Origin of the sequence: Hydrogenophaga sp. 2FB (assembly GCF_005503365.1) — a bacterium.
In the GTDB taxonomy this organism is placed as follows: domain Bacteria; phylum Pseudomonadota; class Gammaproteobacteria; order Burkholderiales; family Burkholderiaceae_C; genus Hydrogenophaga.
This window is the reverse complement of sequence record NZ_SCML01000018.1, coordinates 25,510-46,069: the sequence shown is the minus strand read 5'-3', so window position 1 is coordinate 46,069 and position 20,560 is coordinate 25,510. Positions and strand designations below refer to the sequence as shown.

The 20,560-nt window shown below is 68.2% G+C and carries 16 protein-coding genes; 11 read left to right on the top strand and 5 right to left on the bottom strand.

The annotated features are described in order from the left end of the window. The first annotated feature begins 58 nt into the window (after positions 1-58). Complete coding sequence (locus tag FFS09_RS12450; protein ID WP_137919202.1) at positions 59-3,112, top strand: transglycosylase domain-containing protein; 3,054 nt, start codon at positions 59-61, stop codon at positions 3,110-3,112. A 99-nt stretch (positions 3,113-3,211) separates the two neighbouring features. Here FFS09_RS12450 and FFS09_RS12445 read toward each other — a convergent pair whose 3' ends face one another. Next, positions 3,212-3,880: a c-type cytochrome gene (locus FFS09_RS12445; protein ID WP_137919201.1), complete on the bottom strand. Its 669-nt coding sequence runs from the start codon at positions 3,878-3,880 to the stop codon at positions 3,212-3,214. Positions 3,881-4,045: 165 nt separating this feature from the next. On the opposite strand from FFS09_RS12445, the gene FFS09_RS12440 reads away from it, so the two are divergent. The 9 genes from FFS09_RS12440 (at position 4,046) to FFS09_RS12400 (ending at position 14,691) form a co-directional block, all read left to right on the top strand. Then, on the top strand, positions 4,046-4,888 hold the full coding sequence (locus FFS09_RS12440) for an AAA family ATPase (RefSeq protein ID WP_137919200.1): 843 nt from the start codon (positions 4,046-4,048) through the stop codon (positions 4,886-4,888). Positions 4,889-4,895: 7 nt separating this feature from the next. Continuing rightward, entirely contained in the window at positions 4,896-5,126 is a 231-nt protein-coding gene (locus tag FFS09_RS12435) for a hypothetical protein (RefSeq protein WP_137919199.1), read from the top strand. A gap of 10 nt (positions 5,127-5,136) precedes the next feature. Continuing rightward, a complete protein-coding gene (locus FFS09_RS12430) occupies positions 5,137-5,730 on the top strand; it encodes a GNAT family N-acetyltransferase (RefSeq protein ID WP_137919198.1) in 594 nt (197 codons plus the stop codon). 15 nt (positions 5,731-5,745) lie between these two features. Beyond that, positions 5,746-6,933: a vWA domain-containing protein gene (locus tag FFS09_RS12425; RefSeq protein ID WP_137919197.1), complete on the top strand. Its 1,188-nt coding sequence runs from the start codon at positions 5,746-5,748 to the stop codon at positions 6,931-6,933. Between the two features lie 7 nt (positions 6,934-6,940). After that, on the top strand, positions 6,941-8,968 hold the full coding sequence (locus FFS09_RS12420; RefSeq protein ID WP_137919196.1) for an autotransporter assembly complex protein TamA: 2,028 nt from the start codon (positions 6,941-6,943) through the stop codon (positions 8,966-8,968). A gap of 8 nt (positions 8,969-8,976) precedes the next feature. Then, the gene (locus tag FFS09_RS12415) at positions 8,977-13,122 is read left to right on the top strand and encodes a translocation/assembly module TamB domain-containing protein (RefSeq protein WP_137919195.1); all 4,146 of its coding nucleotides are present in this window, start codon (positions 8,977-8,979) and stop codon (positions 13,120-13,122) included. A 31-nt stretch (positions 13,123-13,153) separates the two neighbouring features. Continuing rightward, a complete protein-coding gene (locus FFS09_RS12410; RefSeq protein ID WP_137919194.1) occupies positions 13,154-13,498 on the top strand; it encodes a hypothetical protein in 345 nt (114 codons plus the stop codon). A gap of 114 nt (positions 13,499-13,612) precedes the next feature. Further along, positions 13,613-14,038 carry a disulfide bond formation protein B gene (locus FFS09_RS12405; protein WP_137919193.1) on the top strand — a complete coding sequence of 142 codons (426 nt, stop codon included), beginning with the start codon at positions 13,613-13,615 and terminating at the stop codon, positions 14,036-14,038. Then, on the top strand, positions 14,035-14,691 hold the full coding sequence (locus FFS09_RS12400) for a DsbA family protein (protein WP_137919192.1): 657 nt from the start codon (positions 14,035-14,037) through the stop codon (positions 14,689-14,691). The genes FFS09_RS12405 and FFS09_RS12400 overlap by 4 nt, the downstream gene beginning before the upstream one ends. Positions 14,692-14,709: 18 nt before the next feature. Here FFS09_RS12400 and FFS09_RS12395 read toward each other — a convergent pair whose 3' ends face one another. Then, positions 14,710-15,354 (bottom strand): FMN-dependent NADH-azoreductase, encoded by a 645-nt coding sequence (locus FFS09_RS12395; protein WP_137919191.1) that lies wholly within the window; start codon positions 15,352-15,354, stop codon positions 14,710-14,712. Between the two features lie 140 nt (positions 15,355-15,494). Here FFS09_RS12395 and FFS09_RS12390 point away from each other — a divergent pair, with 140 nt between their 5' ends. Continuing rightward, a complete protein-coding gene (locus tag FFS09_RS12390) occupies positions 15,495-16,466 on the top strand; it encodes a LysR family transcriptional regulator (RefSeq protein WP_137919190.1) in 972 nt (323 codons plus the stop codon). A 44-nt stretch (positions 16,467-16,510) separates the two neighbouring features. On the opposite strand, the gene FFS09_RS12385 is transcribed toward FFS09_RS12390, so the two are convergent. Genes FFS09_RS12385 through FFS09_RS12375 form a run of 3 tightly spaced genes read right to left on the bottom strand, consistent with a single transcriptional unit; the run spans position 16,511 to position 20,532 of the window. Then, the gene (locus tag FFS09_RS12385) at positions 16,511-17,626 is read right to left on the bottom strand and encodes a 2-aminoethylphosphonate--pyruvate transaminase (RefSeq protein WP_137919189.1); all 1,116 of its coding nucleotides are present in this window, start codon (positions 17,624-17,626) and stop codon (positions 16,511-16,513) included. 36 nt (positions 17,627-17,662) lie between these two features. Beyond that, entirely contained in the window at positions 17,663-19,387 is a 1,725-nt protein-coding gene (locus FFS09_RS12380; RefSeq protein WP_137919188.1) for a putative 2-aminoethylphosphonate ABC transporter permease subunit, read from the bottom strand. Further along, on the bottom strand, positions 19,384-20,532 hold the full coding sequence (locus tag FFS09_RS12375) for a putative 2-aminoethylphosphonate ABC transporter ATP-binding protein (RefSeq protein WP_137919187.1): 1,149 nt from the start codon (positions 20,530-20,532) through the stop codon (positions 19,384-19,386). The genes FFS09_RS12380 and FFS09_RS12375 overlap by 4 nt, the downstream gene beginning before the upstream one ends. Positions 20,533-20,560 lie beyond the last annotated feature (28 nt).

Below are 20,560 nucleotides of genomic sequence, written 5' to 3'. Positions count from 1 at the left end.
TCACACGCACTCGCACTGGATCTGCACAGGTGCTTTTCAGCAAATGGAGGAGCACACCATGGTCGAACAACGCGTTGGGGTAAAGCCGCACACGGCACGCTTGGGTGACTCACCCGGTCACCAGCGCTCCACCGGCTTTCGCCTGTCGTGGCAGGTGGTCCTGCTGCTCCTGTGCGTGGTCGCCGCGATGCTGTTGCGGCGAGAGGTGCAGACCTCGTATTGGCAAGCGCGGGAACTGAGCGGCTACGCCGCCACCCTGAGGCACCACGTCGCCCCCGGTCCCGCGGACCACATCCGGTTCCCGGCCCACGGCCCGTTCGACGAACGCATGGGCTATACCGGCATTCCCGCCTACGCCACACGCCTGCAGGAGCGCGGCTTCGAGATCGCGGAGCAGTCGCGCCAGGACGACGCCCTGCGGTCCCACCTGGAGCGCGGCTGGTTTGCCCCCTACGCGGAGAAGACCCACACGGGACTGACCGTGTTCGATTGCAGCCGGGAGTCGCTGCACGCCTTTCGTTACCCCTACCGTCGCTTCGAAAGCTTCGACAGCGTGCCGCCGGTGGTGGTGCAAGCCCTGCTGTTCATCGAAAACCGCGACCTGCTCGACCCTGCGCGCCCGCAGATGAACCCGGCGGTGGACTGGGTGCGCTTCACGCGCGCCGTGCTCGCGCAGGTGGGTAGCCACATCGATGCCGACATCGACGCGCACGGCGGCAGCACGCTGGCCACGCAGATCGAGAAGTACCGCCATTCACCCGGCGGCATCACGCACGACGCGCGCGAAAAGCTGCGGCAGATGGCCTCGGCCTCGGTGCGGGCCTACCAGCAAGGCACCGACACGCTGCCGGCACGCCGGCAACTGGTGCTGGATTACCTGAACACGGTGCCCCTGTCGGCGGCGCCGCGCCACGGCGAGGTACATGGCCTGGGCGACGGTCTGTGGGTGTGGTTCGGCACCGACTTCGGGCGCGCCATGGCCTCGCTCTCGACCAATGGCGACGGCGCGGCGGAAGACCCCGCGGCGCGTGGCCGGGTGCTGCGCCAGGCGGTGGCGCTGATGATCGCCCACCGCAGGCCCTCGTGGTACCTCGCGCAAGGCCGCCAGGACCTCGACCGCGCCACCGATGCCCACCTGCGCCTGCTGACCGAAGCGGGCATCATCGACCCCGCCTGGCGCGACGCCGCGCTGCAGCAGACGCTGGTGTTCCGCGACATGGTCAAGAACCCGCCGCTGCTGCCCTCCCCCGCGAGCAAGGGCATGACCGCCGTGCGCACCAAGCTGGCCGGCCTGCTCGGCACCTCGCTCTACGGCCTGGACCGGCTCGACGCCCAGGCCAGCACCACGCTGAACGGGAAGCTTCAGGACGCCGTCAGCACCTACCTCGGCCGCCTGAGCGACCCGGCCTTCGCCCGCACGCAACAACTGATGGGCGAGCGCCTGCTGCAACCCGACACCCTGGGCGATGTGCGCTACAGCTTCACCCTGATGGAAAGCACGCCGCAGGGCAACATGGTCCGGGTGCAGACCGACACCACCCAGCAGCCGTTCGACATCAACGAAGGCAGCAAGCTCGAGCTGGGTTCCACCGCCAAGCTGCGCGTGCTGGCGACCTACCTGGAACTGGTCACCGAGTTGCACGGCAGGCTCGCGCCGCTGGAGTCCGCGGCGCTGAAGGCCACCGACGTCAGCCCGCAGGACAGCCTGAGCCGCTGGGCCGTGCAATACCTGTCGGGCCCGAACGACCGCAGCCTGGGCGCGATGCTGGAAGCGGCAATGGACCGGCGCTTTTCCGCCAGCCCGCACGAGCCGTTCTTCACCGGTGGTGGCCTGCACAGCTTCCACAACTTCAACCGCAAGGACGACGCGCGACAACCCAGCCTGCGCGAAGCCATGCAGGCCTCCATCAACCTGCCGTTCGTGCGCCTGCTGCGCGAGATCGTGCGCCACACCATGTACCAGGAATCGGGTGGCACCGCGCGGCTGCTGGAGGACAAACTCGACCCACGCCGCGACACCTACCTGGCCCTGTTCGCCGACCGCGAAGGCCAGGCCTTCCTGCGCCGCTTCTGGCGCAAGACCGACAACCGCACCCCGCAGGAACTGCGCGCCATGCTGCTGGACGGGCTGCGTCCCGGCGCCGATCGGCTGGCCGCGGTGTTCCGCTACCTGGAGCCCTCGGCATCACCCGAAGCCCTGGGCGCGTTCCTGTCGGAGCGCATGGGTGAGAAGGCGCCCGAGGCGGCGCGCGTGGCCGAGTTGCACAAGCGCTTCGCGCTCGACGCCTTCGACTTGCCGGACCGGGGTTATGTGGCCCGCGTACACCCGCTGGAACTCTGGCTGGTGGCCTACCGCCTGCAACACCCTCAAGCCACGCTAAGCGAAGCGGTCGCCGCCAGCGCCACCGAGCGCCAGGATGTCTACCGGTGGCTGTTCCGCACACGCGCGAAGAATGCGCAGGACGCGCGCATCTACACCATGCTGGAGGTGGAGGCCTTTCTGGACATCCACCGCCGGTGGGCCCGCCTGGGCTATCCCTTCGGCCAGCTCGTGCCGTCGCTGGCCACGGCCCTGGGCAGCTCCGGGGACCGGCCCGCCGCGCTGGCCGAGCTGATGGGCATCGTCGTCAATGGTGGGGTGCGTCGGCCCACACACCGCATCGCCGACCTGCGCTTCGCCCAGGGCACACCGTGGGAAACCGCGCTGCGGCCCACGCCGGTGGCGGGTGAACAGGTGATGGCGCCCGAAGTGGCCAAGACCTTGAAGAAGGCCTTGTCGGAAGTGGTGGAAGCGGGCACCGCCCGCCGGCTCGCCGGCAGTTTCCAGTCCGCCTCGGGAGACGACCTGTCGCTCGGTGGCAAGACCGGCACCGGCGACAACCGCGTGGTGGTGAACGGGCGTGGAGGCCTCGCTCTGAACCGCACCGCCACCTTCGTGTTCTACCTGGGGCCGCGGCACTTCGGCAGCGTGACCGCCTACGTGGTCGGATCGAACGCGGCCGACTACCGCTTCACCTCCGGCCTGCCGGTGCAGATCCTGCGCTCCATGGCGCCGGTGCTGATGGCCCACCTCGACGGTGGGCCGGGAAGCGGCTGTCCGCGCGAGCCCTGATGCGCCGCCGATGCTGGCGAGCGACTGCATGCGTCGCTCCACAAACGCAAACGCCCGATGCGGTGCATCGGGCGTCATGGGCCGGGGGATTCCGGACGGTCAGCGGAAGCGCGACTGCGGCACGGTCTTGAGCTCACCCTCGACCGTCGACAGGTACTTCGCGATCTCGCGCATTTCGCTATGCGTGTACTGCTTGGCGATGCCGGCCATGATGCCGTTCGAACGGCCGACCACCTTGTTGCCTTCGACCGTGTAGGCCTTGAGCGCGAAGTACAGGTAGTCGGCGTGCTGGCCGCCAATCTTGGGGTAGCTCGGGTCGATCGGCTTGCTGAAGTTGGCGCCATGGCAGGACGCGCAGGCGCCCTTTTCGATCAGCGCGGCCGCGGCCGTGCTGGCGGTGCGGGGCGCGTCGGCCGCGGTCTTGTCGGCCTGCGAGGCGTAGAAGGCACCGAGATCGGCCATGTCCTGGTCGCTCAGCGAACCGGCGATGCCGCGCATGGTCGGGTGCTTGCGGTCGCCCTTCTTGTAGGCTGTCAGCGCCGAGACGATGTACTTGTCCGACTGGCCCGAGATCATCGGCACCTTGTGGATTTCGGGGAAACTGTTCTGGTAGCCCGGAATGCCATGGCAGCCGATGCACATCTCGGCTTTCTTGTGGCCGGCTTGCACGTCACCCGTCACACCCTGGGCGTGAGCGGCCACGGTAACCGCTGAAAACGTCGCAACGGCGACAAGGGAACGGACGATCGTGGGCAACAGTTGAATCATTTTGCAAGCACAATGAATGGATCGGCAGGTGAAAAATCAACCGCCGATTATATAGACTGGGCAAACGGCCCCTCCGCCAAAGCCCTCGGCGCGCGGGCCCCTGCCGGGTCGCGAAGGTGGCCTTCTTCTGCGCGACATCCTGTCAACCTCTCCAGCAAAGCGACCATGAAATTCCAAGGCTCTGAAAACTACGTTGCCACGCAAGACCTGATGCTGGCCGTCAACGCCGCCATCACGCTCAAGCGCCCGTTGCTCGTCAAGGGCGAGCCCGGCACCGGCAAGACCATGCTGGCCGAGGAAGTGGCGACCGCCCTGAAGCTGCCGTTGCTGCAGTGGCACATCAAGAGCACCACCAAGGCGCAACAAGGCCTGTACGAGTACGACGCGGTCAGCCGCCTGCGCGATTCGCAGCTGGGCGACGAGCGCGTCAAGGACATCCACAACTACATCGTCAAGGGCGTGCTCTGGCAGGCGTTCACGGCGGACGCACCCGTCGCCCTGCTGATCGACGAAATCGACAAGGCGGACATCGAATTCCCCAACGACTTGCTGCGCGAACTCGACCGCATGGAGTTCTACTGCTACGAAACGCACGAGATGATCCGCGCCAAGCACCGCCCGCTGGTGTTCATCACCTCGAACAACGAAAAGGAACTGCCCGACGCCTTCCTGCGCCGCTGCTTCTTCCACTACATCAAGTTCCCCGAAGCCGAGACGATGCAGCGCATCGTCGACGTGCATTTCCCCAAGCTCAAGAAGGAACTGCTGGCCGCGGCCATGAAGACCTTCTACGACGTGCGCAACCTGCCCGGCCTGAAGAAAAAGCCCAGCACCTCGGAGTTGCTGGACTGGCTCAAGCTGCTGATGGCCGAAGACATTCCGCTGGAAGCCCTGCAAAGCGCCGACAGCAAGGTCAGCGTGCCGCCGCTGGTGGGCGCGCTGCTCAAGAACGAGCAGGACACCACGCTGTTCGAGAAGCTCGTCTTCATGAACCAGCGCAACCGCTGAGCCCACCATGGACAAGCAGATCCGAAACGCGCTGAAAGAAGGCCTGGCCGACGCGTCGGGCTTTGTCATCGGCTCGTTGGCCGGCTGGGCCTTGGGCAAACAACTCGGGCTGGATTTTTTCGCCGCACCCGATGCCTTCGGCTGGCGCGAGATGGCCGGGCTGGCGCTGATCGCCCTGGGCTGCGGCGTCGGCAAGATCGTGGCGCGCCGCCTGATCACGCCCCGCTCCTCCAACTGATCGCCCCGCCATGGCCTTTGTCGAGCCCGTCACCCTGCGCGCCCACGGCATTGCCCTGGTGCCGCTGTCGCTCGACCACGAGGCGGGCCTGCGCGCTGCGGCCGCCGACGGCGAACTCTGGACGCTGCGCATCACCTCGGTGCCCGAACCCGAGCAGGCGCGTGCCTACATCGAGTCGGCCCTGCAGATGCGCGCCGACGGCACGCGTTTCGCCTTCGCCGTCACCGACGAGGCCAGCGGCCAGGTGCTGGGCAGCACGAGCTACCACGACATCCTGCCGGCCGTGAAACGCGTGGAGATTGGCTACACCTGGTACGCCCGCCGCGTGCAGCGCACGCACGTCAACACCACCTGCAAGCTGCTCATGATGGGCCACGCCTTTGACACGCTGGGCTGCCACGTGGTGGGCTGGCGCACCGACAACTACAACTTCGCCTCGCAAAAGGCGATCGAACGCCTGGGCGCGAAAAAGGACGGTGTCATCCGCGGCCACGCCCTGCGCCGCGACGGCACCATCCGTGATACGGTGATGTACAGCATGCGCGCGGGTGAGTGGCCCGAGGCCAAGGCGCAACTGCTGTACCTGCGCGGCCGGCACGACTGACTCTGGGAGATCACCATGCTGATCGATTTCTTCTACACCCTGCGATCGGCCAAGCTGCCGGTCTCGGTCAAGGAATACCTCACGCTGCTCGAAGCGATGCAGGCCGACGTGGTCGGTCCACGCAACCCCGAAGCGTGCTCCATGGACGACTTCTACTTCCTCGCGCGCACCGCGCTGGTGAAGGACGAGAAGCACTACGACAAGTTCGACCGCGCCTTCGCCGCCTATTTCAAGGGCGTGGAGATGATCGCGGACTTCACCAAGCCCATTCCCGCCGACTGGCTGCGCCAGGAGATGGAGCGCATCCTCTCCGAAGAGCAGAAGGCCAACGCGCCCAAGATGGATTGGGACGAGCTCATGGAGACGCTGCGCAAGCGCCTCGAGGAGCAGAAGGAACGCCACGAGGGCGGCAGCAAATGGATCGGCACCGGCGGCACCTCGCCGTTTGGCAACAGCGGGCAGAACCCGCAGGGCGTGCGCATCGGTGGCAAAGGCGGCAACAAGAGCGCCGTGAAGGTGTGGGAGCAGCGCGCCTACCGCGACTACGACGACACGCAGGAACTGGGCACGCGCAACATCAAGGTGGCGCTGCGCCGCCTGCGCAAGTTCGCGCGCGAGGGCCACGATCTCGAGCTCGACCTGCCCGACACCATCCGCGCGACCGCGGCCAACGCCGGCTACCTGGACATCAAGATGATCCCGGAGCGGCACAACAACGTGAAGGTGCTGCTGCTCATGGACGTGGGCGGCACGATGGACGAGCACATCCAGCGCGTGGAAGAGCTGTTCTCGGCGGTCAAGAGCGAGTTCAAGCACCTGGAGTTCTACTACTTCCACAACTGCGTCTACGACTTCATGTGGAAGAACAACCGGCGCCGCTACGCCGAGAAATTCCCGACCTGGGACATCATCCGCAAGTACAACAAGGACTACAAACTGATCTTCGTCGGCGATGCCACGATGAGTCCTTACGAAATCTTGCAACCGGGCGGCAGCGTCGAATACAACAACGAAGAGGCCGGCGCGGAGTGGATTCAGCGCCTCACGCACGCGTTTCCCAAGTTTGCGTGGATCAACCCGGAACCCCAAGGGGTGTGGCAGTATCGACAGAGCATCAGTGTGATTCAGCAACTGATGGGCCAGCGCATGTACCCGCTGACCTTGAAAGGGCTGGAAGACACGATGCGCATGCTGTCGAAATAACCGCCGAATGAAATTTCCCCTTCCGGGCCGTGCCCCATGGGCATGGCCGATCCTGTTGTGCGCGAGCTTGACGACCTGGGCGTGGCCGCTCACCGCGCACGCCCAGGAGACCGCCCCCGCCCCGGTGGCGGCCGATGCGCAGGCCGACACGGACGACAGCGACGCCCCCCGCCCACGCAACGCGCAACAGCGCGCGGCCACGGCACCCCGCTTCGAGATCGACATGCAGGCCCCGGAGGCCATCGGCGCCTTTCTGCTGCGCCACATGGAGGTGCAGCGCTACCGCGAGCTGCGCAACCTCGACGCCAACGAGCTCGGGCGCCTGCTCGTGCTGGCGCCGGCGAATGTGCGCGAACTCCTGGCCACGCTGGGCCATTTTTCGCCCACGGTGGAGGTGATCGCACCACCAGGCCTGGGTGAGGCAGCCACCGACGCCGGCAATGGCGACCGAGCGCTCCGCAACGCATTTCTGGGCACCATCGTCGTGAAGGTCGAGCCCGGGCCGGTGACGCAGGTCGCGCTGGTCAACGTGTCTTTCGTGGGCGACATCGCCAACGCGCCCGAGGCTGCCGCGCAACGCGCCGACATCCAGCACGAAGCGGGTCTGATCGCCGGCTTGCCTTTCTCCCAGGCCGACTGGGACCGCACCAAGACCGCCGCCTTGCGCGCCCTGACCGCCAAGCGCTACCCGCTGGGCCGGGTGCAGAACAGCCTGGCCGACATCGACGCCGAGGCGAACCAGGCACGGCTTTACATCGAACTCGACTCCGGCAAGGCCATGCGCATGGGCGACGTCGTGGTGCAAGGCGCCGAGCGCTACGACGCCATCACCGCCCAGCGTCTGGTGCGCCTCTCCGGCCTCACCGAAGGCAGCGACTACGACCTCGAAAAGCTGCAGGACGCGCAGCGCCGCCTCGCCGAGACCGGCTACTACGACTCGGTGTTCGTCTACGCCGAACCCACCACCGACGGCGAAACGCTGCCGGTGCAGGTGCAACTGCGCGAGGCCAAGCGCCAGAAGGTGGTGATCGGCATCGGCGGCAGCACCGACAACGGCGCGCGCCTGTCGCTGGAACACACGCACAACAGCGTGCCCGGCATCGGCTGGCGCGTGGTGAGCAAGCTGCAGCTCGAACGCGACGACCAGCTCGCCAGCACCGACTGGAGCTCTACCCCCAACGACGACGGCTGGCGCAAGATCTTCGGCGGGCAACTCGCCAAGCAGATCGACGAGTTCACCACCACCAGCAGTCAGCGCCTGCGCGTGGGGCAAACGCAGTTGGGCGTCGAGTACGACCGCAGCTTCTACTTGCAGTACGACCGCGCCCACGTCAAAAGCGGCTTGCTGTCGGCCGCCGCGCAGGAGGATGCGAAGTCGTCCATCACCCTCAACTACGCCTGGACGCGGCGCCGTTTCGACGACCTGGTGTTTCCGAACCGCGGCTACGGCCTCTCGGTCGAGGTGGGCGCGGGCTACACGCTGGGCAATGACCGCCAGCCGTTCGCCCGCACGCAGGCGCGCTGGCTCACCTACTGGCCGCTGGGCGCGATCGCCCGCGCCGCCGACCCGGTGCCCGGTCAGGCGCGCGACGTGAGCGCGCCCGGGCGTCGCACCGAGCTGGGCCGGCTGGCGCTGCGCGTCGAAGGCGGCGCGGTGGTGGCGCGCGATTCGGCCCCCATTCCCGACACGCAACTCTTCATCACCGGTGGCGACAACACCGTGCGCGGCTACGGCCTGCGCGACATCGGCGTGCCGCGCGCCGACGGCACCATCGGACCCGGCCGCTACAAAGGCGTGGTGAGCCTGGAATGGCAGCGCCCGATCTGGAACAGCGACCGGCGTTCGAATTGGGAGAATGTGCTCTTCATCGACGGTGGCGCCATTGCCAACAAGGCCGGCGACCTCAAACCCGTGTGGGGCGTGGGCACTGGTATCCGCTACAACAGCCCGGTGGGCCCGCTGCAGCTGGACCTGGCCTACGGTCTGGAGGTCAAGCGCTTCCGCATCCACCTCAACGTGGGCTTCACGTTCTGACCGCGCGCATGAGCAGCACCGACCCCGACACCACCCGCCCGCCGCCCTCGCGCATCGGCCGCGTGGTGCGCTGGGTCTTCGGTGGCCTGGCCGCGCTGGTGTTGCTCGTCGTGGTGGGTGTCGGCTTCTGGGCCGCGTCGCCGGGCTCGTTGGCGCAGGCCATCGGCTGGGGCCAATCGTTCATGGCGAAACAGGGGCCAAACGCTGGCACCCTCGATGTCGCTGACGTGCAGGGCAGCCTGCTGCGCGGCGGCCAGATCGCGCGGCTGCAATGGCAGCGCGACGGCCTGAGCGTGGTGGCCACGGACACGCGCATCGGCTTGAGCAAATGGTTCTGGGCCGATGCCCTGCTCGGGCGCGGCGTGCGGCTGTCGCAGCTCGACATCGGCCGTTTGCAGATCGACGACCAGCGCCCGCCCGCGCCCGACGAGCCACCCGAACCGCTGCAACCGATCACACTGCCACTGCCGGTCACCCTGCCGTGGTCCATCGGCGAACTCGTGCTGGCCGGGGAATCGCCGCTCACGTTCAGCGGCATGAAGGGCCAGTACCGCTACCGCCCGGCCGACAGCGTCTGGAACCTCGGTGTGGCCGACGCGCACCAGTTCGATCTGGACAACGTGCAAGTCGCCGGCGGCCGCTACCAGGCCAAGGCCGTGTTGGGCGCGCAAGCCCCGATGCCGCTGCGCGTGGACGCCAGCGGCGAGGTGCAGACCACCGTGCCCGGTGGCGAGGCCGTGACACTGCAGGCCCTCGCCAACATCACCGGCACCCTGGCCACCACCGACGCCGCGCTGGACGCGACCGCCAGCGTGAAGGCCGTCGGCGGAGCGGCCCCGGCCGACGCGCCCACGCTCGATGGCAAGGCGCGCCTTCGGCCCTGGGGCGCGCAGCCGATCGAGTCGGCCGACATCACCATGGAGCGGATCGACCTGCATGCCTTCTGGCCGCAGGCGCCGGTCACGCTGCTCGGTGGCACGGTGAAGGCGCAGCCCGAGGGCGAGGCCTGGCGCGCCGAGGTCCGCTTGGCCAACGCGGGCAGCGGCCCGGCCGACCGGCAACGCCTGCCACTGGACACACTCAACGTCGACCTCGAACAACGCGGCCCACGCTGGACGCTCACGCAGCTCGACGCCCAGCTGGGCGGCGGCGCGGTGCAAGGCCAGGGCTGGTGGGAGCCCGCGAGCGGCGCGCAAGCTTCGCCGCTGGGCCAGTGGCAGGGCGACATCAAAGCGACCCGCGTCAACCCCGCGCAACTCTGGAGCAGCATCGCGCCCGCCGCGCTCGACGGCACCGTCACGGCGCGCACGGTGGACGCCAACACGCCACGCGCGGCCATCGACCTCAGCGCGCGCGTGCAGCCCTCGCGCGCGCAGCCCCGGGATGGCGCGCTGGCCGGTGTGCGGCTGCGCGAACTGGATGTGAAAGGCCGCTGGCGGCCCCACGCCGACAACGCCTCGCAAGGCGTGCTCGAACTTCGTGAAGCCCGTCTGAACGCCGCCGACGCCACGCTCGACGTCAAGGGCGCGTTCGACACCGTGGCGCGCAGCTTCGACGGCCGGGTCGCGCTGCAGCTGCCCGGCGCGCAGGCCGACTGGAAAGGCAAGACGGCGCACGCCCAGGGCCAGGGCGACCTGGACCTCAACCTCGGCGACGCGAGCCGCGTGCTCGCCTGGGTGCGCAGCCTGCAAACCCTGCCCGTGGTCGGCCCGCAGATCCGCACCGCGCTCGACAGCCAGCCCGGCCTGCAAGCCGAGGGCAGCGCCCAACTCAACGCCGATTGGCAAGGAGGCCTGGGCGTGTTCGGCTACCCGCCGCCCGCCGCCGGCGCCACCACTGCCGCGCCGCCGCGCCTGCAACTCGGCCTGAACGCGCCGCGCCTGCGCATCACGCACCAGGTTGCCACCGGCAACCCCGAGATCCCCACCGCCACACAAGACATCCACCTCAGCGCGCTCAAGCTGCAGGCCAACGGCCCGCCCGAACGCCTCGCCCTCAGCCTCGCGGGCCAGGCCGAGCAAGGCCCGTGGCGCGCCACACTCGACACGGAAGGCGTGCTGCAACTGGGCAATGCACGCCAGCCCGACATCGACACCGGCCGCCTCGAACTCGGCCGGCTGAAACTGCAGGCCACCGACAGCGCCCGCCCCGACCGCACGGTGGAATGGACGCTGGAGAGCGTGGCCGCGCTGGCCGTGCAATGGCAGGGCGCGCGCAGCGATACGCTGCAAGTGCAGGCCGACCCCGGCCAACTGCGGTTGCAACCCGTGTTCCGCCGCCGCGCCGCGCCCGCGGCCACCGCCACTGTCGCCGTCTCCGCGGCCACTGCCGCCGCGGCCGCCGCCACACCCACCGTCACCACGCCCATGACACTGGCCTGGGACCGCATCACCTGGCGCGCCGGCGCGCTGGACACGCGCGGGCGGCTCACCAGCCTGCCGCTGTCCTGGGTGGACGCGCTCGCCACGCCCCAAGGCGCGCGCCATGGGCCCTTGAGCGAATCCGGCCTGGGCGGCGACGTGGTGTTCGACGGTGCCTGGGACCTCTCCCTGCCCGCCGACGCCAACGCACCGCCACGCCTCACCGCCCAACTCCAGCGGCGCAGCGGCGACCTCTCGGTGCAGACCGATGGCAACTTCGACGAGAACACGCCGTCCACCCAGCGCCTGCAGACCGGCATCCGCACGGCACAACTCGACATCGAAACGCAAGGCAGCAACGTGCTCGCCCGCCTGCGCTGGGACAGCGAACGCCTGGGCCAGGCCAGCGCCGACATCGGCACCACGCTCAGCCCGCCCAACGCCGACCAGAGCGCCTGGCACTGGGCCGAACAAGCGCCCTTGCGCGGCACCCTCAAGGCGAGCCTGCCGCAGCTGGGCGTGTGGTCCGCGCTGGCACCACCGGGCTGGCGCGTGCGCGGTTCGCTCGGCGCCGACCTCACGCTCGGCGGCACGCGCGACAAGCCCCTGCTCAACGGCTCGCTCAACGCCGACGACCTCGCGCTGCGATCGCTCGTCAACGGCATTGCCTTCTCGCGCGGGCAGTTGCGCGCCACGCTGGCGGGCGAGCGCATCACCATCGAGCGCTTCTACCTGCAAGGCGCTGGGGGGGTGGAGAACGGCGGCACCTTGCTGGCCACGGGCAGCACCGAATGGCGCACGGTGACGGTGGATGGCCAGCCGCGCCGCCAGCCCTACATCAGCCTGCAGGCCACGGCCACGAAGCTGCGCGTGTCCAACCGCGCCGACCGCCTGCTCACGCTCTCCGGCCAGTTGCAGGCCGAGCTCGCCGGCACGGCGTTGCAGTTGCGCGGCCAGCTCACCGCCGACAGCGCCTTGTTCGTGCTGCCCGACGAATCCACGCCCAGCCTGGGCGCGGACGTGGTGGTGCGCGGCACCGAGCGGCCACTGGAAGACCCGAACGCCTTTCGCGTGCAACCCGATGTGCTGGTCGACCTGAACCTGGGCGAGAACTTCGAGGTGCGCGGCCAAGGCCTGCAGACACGCCTGAGCGGCCAACTCAACGTGCGCAGCACGCCCGCCTCCCCCGCGCCGCGCGTGATCGGCGAAGTGCGCACCGTGCGTGGCACCTACCGCGCCTACGGCCAGCGGCTCCTGATCGAAACCGGTGTGCTGCGCTTCAACGGGCCGTACGACAACCCCACGCTCGACATCACCGCCGTGCGCCCCAACACCACGCAGCGCGTGGGCGTGCTCATCAGCGGCAGCGCGCAGGTGCCGCGCGTGCGGCTGTTCTCCGACCCCGAGTTGCCCGACAGCGAGAAGCTCGCCTGGCTGGTGCTGGGCCGCCCGGCCAGTGGCGCGGGCGCGGAAGCCGCGGTGCTGCAACAGGCCGCGCTGGCGCTGCTGTCGCGCAACGGCAGCAACCTCGATGGCGGACTGGCGAGCGCGTTCGGCCTGGACGAACTGTCCTTCGCCGGCAATGCCACGAACGCGGATGGCACCACCACGGCGGCCGCGCTCACGCTGGGCAAGCGCCTGTCCAACAAGCTGTACCTCACCTACGAAGCCAGCCTGGCGGGCGCGATGGGCACGGTGTCGATGTTCTACGACCTCTCGCGCCGCGTGACGGTGCGGGCGCGGGCGGGTGAAGAGAACGCGATCGACCTGATCTTCACCACGGCGTTTGACTGACCTTCGCACCCTGCCACCTAGAATTCCCGCCGTGCGCGCCCTCTTCCTGACGTTCCTGCTGACCTTCCTGCTGCTGCCGCAGTTCGCCTTGACGGCCACGCTGCCCGATGGCGCCGCGGGGGCGCACGCCACCTTGTCATCGCACGACGCCGGCGCGCGCCACGACACCCGCTGCAACGGGCACACGAGCACATGCCTGGAGCTCGATTGCAGCACCTGCCATGCGCATGGCGCGGCCATGGCACCCACCGCCAGCGTGCCACAGTGGCTGGCGCTGGGCACCGCGCCCATCACGGCCACCGAGCGCCGCCACACCCCGCCGTGGCACGAGCGCCCCTACCGGCCGCAGTGGACCGCCCTGTCCGAGCAGGGCTGACCCGACACCACCGGCCCGCCCTGCGTCGGGCGCGCACCCCTCCCCGATCGCCACGTCCGCAGCGCACCGCCGCTGGCGGATGCCCTTCGTTTTTCCTGCTGGAAGGAATCCCTGATGTCTGTTCACGCCGCTGCCTGGCGCTGGCTCGTCGCGGCCTGGCTGATCGCGATGGCCGCGACCCTGGGCGCACTCTTCATCGGCGAAGTCATGGGCATGACGCCCTGCCTGCTGTGCTGGTACCAGCGCATCGCCATGTTCCCGCTGGCCGCCATCCTGGGCATGGCCGCGTACCTGGAAGACCGGCGCGGCGCGCTCTACGCCTTGCCGCTGGCCATCGTCGGCCTGGGCTTCGCGGCGTACCACAGCGCGCTGGTGCTGCAGTGGGTGCCCGTGTGGTGGCTGCCCTGCGGCGCCGGTCCGTCGTGCAGCAACCAGGCGCTCACCCAGCTCCACGGCGTGCAACTGCCCTTCCTGTCCCTGGTGGCTTTCCTGGCCATCACCGCCTGCCTCTGTATCCACCTTCGAAAGACCCGGCCATGAACGCCAAGAAAATCTCCATCGTCCTGCTGCTGGCCGCGCTGGCCGCCGCCTTCTTCATCGGCATGAACACCTTCCGGCAACAGGAACAGGCCGCGCAGGAAACCATTGTTCGCGCCGAAGCCACGCGGCTGGTGCGCATGCACTCGCCCGTGCTGGGGGCGCAGAACGCGCCGGTCACCGTGGTCGAGTTCTTCGACCCCGCGTGCGAAGCCTGCCGGGCCTTCTACCCCTTCGTCAAGCAGCTGTTGGCGCAGTACCCCACGCAGGTCAAGGTGGTGATCCGCTACGCGCCGTTCCACAGCGGCTCGGACCAGGTGGTCCAGTTGCTGGAAGCGGCGCGCCGCCAGGGGAAATACGAAGCGGCGCTGGAGGCCGTGTTGGCGGCCCAGCCGGTCTGGGCCGACCACCACCAGCCCCAGCCGGCGCTGGCGTGGAATGCGCTGGAAGGCCTGGGCCTGAACATGCCACAGGCCAAGGCCGACGCGCAGCGCCCCGAGATCGCGGCGGCGCTGGCGCAGGATGTGGAAGACCTGGGCGTGCTGCAGGTGAGCAAGACGCCCACCTTCTTCGTCAACGGCCGCAGCCTGCCCAGCTTCGGGCCAGAGCAGCTCGCGGCGCTGGTGGCCGATGAAGTGCGCCGGGCAACGCCCTGACGCCTGGCTGGACCGAGGTCAGGCGACCTGGGCCACCTTCGACTGGTTCGCGGCTTCCGCCACGTGCGCGCGGATCTCGCTCTCGGCCGTGGCAAAGGCCTGCGCCTTCGCTTCGTCACCCATGGCCACACCCTCGGCGCGCACGAAGCGCACGTCGGTGATGCCGAAGAAGCCGAGCACCGTCTGCAGGTAGGTTTCCTGGTGCTCCATCGCGCGGCCACCGTCGCTGGTGGAGTACACGCCGCCGCGGCTGAGCACCACGATCACGGTCTTGCCACCGGCCAGACCCACGGGGCCCTTCTCGGTGTACTTGAAGGTGCGGCCGCCTTGCGCCAGGCGGTCGATCCAGGCCTTGAGCTGGGTGGGAATGGTGAAGTTGTAGAGCGGCGCACCGATCACGACCACATCCGCCGCCAGGAACTGGCTCACCAGGGCTTCGGACAACGCGTTTTCCTGGCGCTGCGCCTCGGTGGCCGCGGCCTGGCCGGTGCGAAAACCCAGCGCGTCCGCGCTCAGGTGGGGCGGCGCGTCGGCGGCCAGGTCCAGGCGTTGCACTTGCGTGCCAGGATGGGCGGCCACCCACGAGGCCACCGTGCGGGCCGTGAGTTGGCGGGAAACGGACTGGTCACCGGTGATGGCGGAATCGACGTGAAGCAGTTGCATGGAAATCTCCAGAAGGTGGGAGCCACGCTGTGTGGCCATGGATAGATTGTGATTTCGCACCCAATTTCTGATAAGTCAGGCAATTCGCGACAGATCGTTCCATAATCAGGACAATAAATCGGCTAGAACCGCCCCCCACCATGCAAGACCTGAACGACATGCTCCTGTTTGCCGAAGTCGTCGAGCGCGGCGGTTTCGCGGCGGCCGGCCGCGCGCTGGGCATGCCGAAGTCGCGCATCTCGCGCCGCGTGGCCGCGCTGGAAGCGGAACTCGGCGTGCGCCTGCTGCAGCGCACCACCCGCAAACTCTCGCTCACCGACGTGGGCGAAACCTACCTGCGCCACTGCCAGGCGCTGCGCGAATCGGCGCAGGCCGCGGCCGATGCCGTGGCCGAGGTGCAGACCGAACCGCGCGGCACGATCCGCGTGGTGTGTCCAGTCACGCTGGCGCAAACGGTGCTGGGCGGCGTCATGCACATCTACCTCGCGCGCCATCCGCAGGTGCGTGTGGAGATGGAGGTGAACAACCGGGTGGTCGATCTCGTGAAGGAAGGCGTGGACGTGGCGCTGCGCGTGCGCCTCACGCTGGAGGAAAGCGGCAGCCTGGTCATCAAGCGGCTCGACGATGCGCGTTCCGTGCTGGTGGCCAGCCCCGCACAGCTGGCCCGCCAGGGCACACCCGTCACGCTGGAAGAAGTGAGTCGGCTCGACAGCGTGGCGATGTCCACCACCGACGGCGTCGTCAGCATCCGGCTCACCAACGCGCAGGGGCGCGAAGCCGTGCTGCGGCACACGCCGCGCTACGTTGCAGACGACCTGCTCGCCCTCAAGCTCGCGGTGCTCGGGGGGGCAGGCATGTGCTGGCTGCCCGACTACATGTGCGAAGAAGAACTGCGCAACGGCCAACTGGTGCGCGTGCTGCCCGACTGGACCACACCGGTGGGCGTGGTGCACGCGGTGTTTCCGTCGCGCCGGGGCATGTCACCGGCGGTGCGCAGCTTCCTGGATTTCCTGGGCGAGTACGTGCCCGTGTGCGGCAACCTGCAACGCAGCGCCGCGGCGTCGCGCACACAGCCCCCGACGGTCCATCCGGACGCCTTGTCGCCGTCCTAGGCTGTGCAGGAAACACAGCGCCGCCGCAATCCTCAAGCCGTCGGTTATGCCGGCACGGTCGACAGCTCAAGCTCGCGCAGCACCTCACCCACCGCCTCCACGGCACCGCCCATGCCGCGCGGCCCGAGCTGGCCCATGCAGCCGACACGGAACGTCTCGAGCGTCGTCAGCTTGCCGGGGTAAAGGATGTAGCCGCGCGCCTTCACCGCCTCGTAGAACGGCTTGAACGCGTACCGCGGGTTCGTTGGCGCGTGGAACGTGACGATGATGGGCGCCTGGATCTCGGGCCTGAGAAAGCTTTTCAGTCCCAGCGCCGCCAGACCGTCGATCAGCTCGCGGCAGTTCTGCGCGTAGCGCGCACCGCGCGCCGCGAGACCGCCTTCCTCCACGTACTGCGCCAGTGCCGCGTCGAAGGCCGCCACGATATGCGTGGGCGGCGTGAAGCGCCATTGCGTGGTCCGGTTCATGTAGACCCACTGGTCGTACAGGTCCATCGCCAGCGAGTGGGCGTTGCCCTCGCTGCGCTGCAGTGGTTCGCGCCGCACGATCACGAAGCCCATGCCCGGCGGGCCTTCGAGGCATTTGCCGGACGCGGCAACCACCGCGTCGAACGGCGTCTTGCGCGCGTCGATCTCGATCGCGCCGAAGCTGCTCATCGCGTCGATGATCAAGCCCTTGCCATGGCGCGCGACGACCAGCGCGATGTCGTGCAGCGGGTTCAGGATGCCGGTGCTGGTCTCGCAATGCACCAGCGCGACGTGGGTGATCGACGGATCCTGTTGCAGCGCGCGGTCGACATCCTCGGCGCGGACCTGCGCATCCTCGGCATAGTCGATCGTCGTGACCTTGCGGCCGAGCACCTTGCAGATCTTCGCGATGCGCTGGCAGTACGCGCCGTTGCTCGGCACCAGCACGTGGCCTTCGACGCGTGGCACCAGCGTGCCGATCGCCGCTTCGACCGAGAAGGTGCCGCTGCCCTGCATCGGCACGCATTCGTGCGTGCCCTCGCCGTGCACGATGGCGAGAAGCCCTTCGCGGAGGCGCGCCGTGATGGCGTTGAAATCGCTGTCCCACGATCCCCAGTCGCGCAGCATGCTCTGCTTGGTGCGCGCGGAGATGGTGAGTGGGCCGGGGGTGAGGAGGAACGCAGGGGTGGTCATCGAAGGTCTCCAGAAGGTGGTTTGTCGATTCAGGGATCAGCGGCGCCCGGCGGAACGCCAGGCTTGTGTCTTCAGCAGCAGCACGCGGGTCGCGAGCGAATACAACAGGCACACCGCGACGGAGGTGAGCACGATCAGGCTCGCGAGCGCGGCGGCCGGGCCGATCTCGCCGGCCCCATCGAGGTTCATGATCGCCACCGAGGCGAGCACGGTGTCGGGCGAATACAGAAACACGACACCGGACAAACTCGCCAGCGAGACGACGAAGAAGTAGCGCGCGATGTCGAGCACCGCCGGCAGGCACACCGGCAAGGTGACGCGGAAGAAGGTCTTGTAGAACGGCACCTTCAGCGACGCCGACACGGCCTCGAACTCGTTGTCGATCTGCTTGAGCGCCGTCACCGCCGTCAGGTGGCTCGAGGTGTAGTAGTGAATGATCACCGACAGCACCAGGATCGGCATCGTCGCGTAGAGGAAGTTCAGCGGGTTGTCCGGGTGGTTGAAGAACATGATGTAACCCAGGCCCAGCACCAGCCCCGGCACCGCCATCGACAGCATCGCCAGCAGGTGGATCAGCGGGCGTGCCAATTCCAGGCCGCGCGTCTTCTCCATCAGGTAGGCGCCGATGAACACGGTCAGCGATCCGAACACCGCCGCGTAGGCGCCGAGCTTCACGCTGTTGGTGTAGGCGGATGCCAGGTCGCTTTCAATCAAGGCGAACTTGTAGTGGTGCAGGGTCAGCGACAGGTCGTACGGCCAGAGCTTGATGAACGAAGTCCACAGCGCCATGCCGACGACCGACAGCAGCAGCACGCAGACGAGCACGCAGTACGCCGTCATCAGCGCGTCGAAAGTGCGGTGGGCTTTCGGCGCATACGGCACCGACCTCGCCGACAGCTGCGCCCGCAGCTTGCGGCGCACGCGCGAGTCGATCACGAACGAGAAGATCGACGGGATCAGCAGCAGCAGCCCGACCACCGCGCCGCGGCCGAAATTCTGCTGGCCCACGACCTGCTGGTAGACATCGACCGCCAGCACGTTGAAGTTGCCGCCGATCACCTTGGGCGCGCCGAAGTCGCTGATCACGTAGGTGAAAACGACGGTGCCCGCGCTGATCAGGCCGTACTTGCAGGACGGCAAGGTGATGGTGAAGAACTTGCGCAGCGTGGAGGTGCCGAGCGAGTCGGCCGCTTCGTAGAGCCGGCCGTCCGCCAGCGACAGCGCGGTCAGCAGGATCATCAGCGCGTGCGGGAAGGTGTTGTAAACCTCCGAGATGATGACGCCGGGCGCGCCGTAGATGGTGCTCAGGCCGAACCAGCCCAGCAGCGGCTTCAACACGCCCTGGTTGCCGAACCACTGGATGAAGGCGATCGCCGACAGCAGCGACGGCGCCAGCAGCGGAATCAGCGCGATCAACCGGAACGTGCCCTTCAGCGGTGCGCAGCTGCGCGTCAGCGCATAGGCAAAGATGAAGGCCATCGGCAACGAGATCAGCACCACGGTGGCGGCGACCCAGACCGAGTTCCAGATCGCGCTGAGCAGCGCCGGCGTTTTCAGGTAAGTGGCAAAGTGCACGAAGCCGATGAAGTTGCCGTTGTTGTCCTGCACCGCGCGCAGGAAGATGGCCACCATCGGCGCAAGCAGAAACACGACCAGGAAAGCCACCACCGCGAGCAGCACCCCGCGCGCGATCAGGTCGTCGCGCGACAGCCGCAGGCTCGGCGTGCCGCGTGGCGCGGGCAGACTGGCGGCGGTGCTCATTGCGCTGCTCCCTTGGCATCGAAGACACGGATGCGGTCGCTGCGCAGCGCCAGTTCGAGCCGAGCGCCGACATGCACACCCAGATCGTGCAACTGGTTCAGCGAGAAGTAGATCGCCAGCGGCTGGCCGTCGAGCTCGTCGATGCACATCTCGGCCATGCACGAGCCACCGAGGAATTCGACCTTGCTGACCCGGCCCCAGACGCGATTCGCCGCGCCCTCGAGCGCGCCTTCGACGGCGCGATCTTCCGGGCGCAGGTACAACCGCACCGATTCACCGGGCGCGTGGGTGCTGCAGTCACCGGCGCATTGCAGTTCGAGGCGGCCAACACGAAAGCGCCCGCCGCCGAGCGCCACCGCGGGCAGCACGTTGACCTTGCCGACAAAGTCGGCCACGAACGGCGTCGCCGGCCGTTCGTAGATGTCGTGCGGACTGCCGACCTGCTCGATGACGCCTTGGTTCATCACCACGATGCGGTCGGCCATCGACAGGGCTTCTTCCTGGTCGTGTGTGACCATCACCGTCGTCACGCCGAGCTGCTGCTGCAGCCGACGGATCTCGCCGCGCAGGCGGATGCGCTCCAGCGCGTCGAGCGCCGACAGCGGTTCGTCGAGCAGCAGCAGGCGCGGCGAGGTCGCCAGCGCACGGGCCAGTGCGATGCGCTGCTGCTGGCCGCCGGACAACTGGCCCGGGTACTTGTCGCCGGACGTGGCGAGGCCGACCAGCTTCAGCAGTTCGTCGACACGCGCCTTGACCTCCGCTTTCGGCCGTTTGCGGTTCACCAGTCCATAGGCGACGTTCTCCGCGATGCTCAGGTTCGGGAACAATGCGTACGACTGAAACACGATGCCGTAGTCGCGCTTGACCGGCGGCAGCCAGGAAATATCGCGCCCGTTCTGCACGATGCGCCCGCCGGTCTGCGTCTCCAGCCCGGCGATGATGCGCAGCAGCGTCGTCTTGCCGCAGCCCGACGGGCCCAGCAGGCACAGCATCTCGCCTTGGCGCACTTGCAAATCGATGTGCTGCAGGGCGACGAACTGGTTGTCGAAGCGCTTGTGCACGCCTTCGATCGCCAAAGCAGTTGCGGTGGTTGTGGTGGTGGTTTCGCGCACCGCCTCGTGGGCCAGCGCGCCTTGAAAAGCCATGTCCATAAGATCCCCTTGAAGGGGCGCG

Coding starts and splice junctions, on each gene's coding strand:
- FFS09_RS12390 (WP_137919190.1), top strand. CDS start 15,495: ATGCAAGACCTGAACGACATGCTCCTGTTTGCCGAAGTCGTCGAGCGC.
- FFS09_RS12405 (WP_137919193.1), top strand. CDS start 13,613: ATGTCTGTTCACGCCGCTGCCTGGCGCTGGCTCGTCGCGGCCTGGCTG.
- FFS09_RS12435 (WP_137919199.1), top strand. CDS start 4,896: ATGGACAAGCAGATCCGAAACGCGCTGAAAGAAGGCCTGGCCGACGCG.
- FFS09_RS12385 (WP_137919189.1), bottom strand. CDS start 17,626: ATGACCACCCCTGCGTTCCTCCTCACCCCCGGCCCACTCACCATCTCC.
- FFS09_RS12445 (WP_137919201.1), bottom strand. CDS start 3,880: ATGATTCAACTGTTGCCCACGATCGTCCGTTCCCTTGTCGCCGTTGCG.
- FFS09_RS12415 (WP_137919195.1), top strand. CDS start 8,977: ATGAGCAGCACCGACCCCGACACCACCCGCCCGCCGCCCTCGCGCATC.
- FFS09_RS12425 (WP_137919197.1), top strand. CDS start 5,746: ATGCTGATCGATTTCTTCTACACCCTGCGATCGGCCAAGCTGCCGGTC.
- FFS09_RS12380 (WP_137919188.1), bottom strand. CDS start 19,387: ATGAGCACCGCCGCCAGTCTGCCCGCGCCACGCGGCACGCCGAGCCTG.
- FFS09_RS12430 (WP_137919198.1), top strand. CDS start 5,137: ATGGCCTTTGTCGAGCCCGTCACCCTGCGCGCCCACGGCATTGCCCTG.
- FFS09_RS12375 (WP_137919187.1), bottom strand. CDS start 20,532: ATGGCTTTTCAAGGCGCGCTGGCCCACGAGGCGGTGCGCGAAACCACC.
- FFS09_RS12450 (WP_137919202.1), top strand. CDS start 59: ATGGTCGAACAACGCGTTGGGGTAAAGCCGCACACGGCACGCTTGGGT.
- FFS09_RS12420 (WP_137919196.1), top strand. CDS start 6,941: ATGAAATTTCCCCTTCCGGGCCGTGCCCCATGGGCATGGCCGATCCTG.
- FFS09_RS12395 (WP_137919191.1), bottom strand. CDS start 15,354: ATGCAACTGCTTCACGTCGATTCCGCCATCACCGGTGACCAGTCCGTT.
- FFS09_RS12400 (WP_137919192.1), top strand. CDS start 14,035: ATGAACGCCAAGAAAATCTCCATCGTCCTGCTGCTGGCCGCGCTGGCC.
- FFS09_RS12440 (WP_137919200.1), top strand. CDS start 4,046: ATGAAATTCCAAGGCTCTGAAAACTACGTTGCCACGCAAGACCTGATG.